This is a genomic window from Psychrobacter sp. 1U2 (genome assembly GCF_051847575.1).
The window spans coordinates 1-801 of record NZ_JBPYDC010000859.1 but is presented as its reverse complement, the minus strand read 5'-3'; the positions used below and the strand labels follow the sequence as shown (position 1 = coordinate 801).

Below are 801 nucleotides of genomic sequence, written 5' to 3'. Positions count from 1 at the left end.
ACACAAGTACAAAGACGCGTCATATCAGCTTTTGTCTTAGCTGCTACAATGGATTTACCATTTATAGGATGTGCCCATAATTCGGCTAGATCAGACAGTACAATCATATCTGCATCCATATAGATTGCTCGTCCTGAATAATTACAATATTCAGGTATCGCCCAGCGAAACCCTGAAAAAGGAGTTGGCCATTTAGTGGTGTTCCACCCTTCACCTGTCTCAGGATTCGAATACCAGAAACTTTGTGGATCACGTGATAATTGCATCCATACAATCTCAACAGGCAAGCTTGTATATTTATGAATACTATAATCTAGTACCATCATCTGTTCTAGATCACAATTATTAGGATCACATCCAACAAACACCTTAATAGTATTGCTATCCATATAACGTCCTCATAAATCAATAGTGTAAAAACAATAAATAGTTGAATTGTATCGCAGTTTGGTTTTATATAGCGAGCTCTTATAGCAAATCTTTAGAGTCAGTTTTTGAGCCAGCAATTAAAAATTGTACACTGGCGTTAGTATGAAACAAGCTTGAATACATTTGCTTCTTAATTGATTCTATAATACCAACCTTCATTCCTAGAAGCCGTACCGCTCGACGTTAATGAAAGTCTTAGTTAGGGTAGCGAGTAGCAATTGAGCTATTAAAAGCATGACTTCCCCTTTATCATCATGGGTATTATACAGCTTTTATCAACCTATCTTAAAAGCATTACGTCTGACCTAATCATAGGCGCTGGCCTAAAACCATTTAAGAGTTTGGTCAATGTGTAGGGTGCTTAGTGAGATT

1 protein-coding gene is annotated in these 801 nt (G+C 37.1%); it reads right to left on the bottom strand.

Translation table 11 applies throughout. The features are described from left to right. Nucleotides 1-389: glycosyltransferase (locus tag ACS8FD_RS19165; protein WP_439277029.1), on the bottom strand; the 389-nt coding region annotated here is incomplete at its 3' end. Between the last annotated feature and the right edge of the window lie 412 nt (nucleotides 390-801).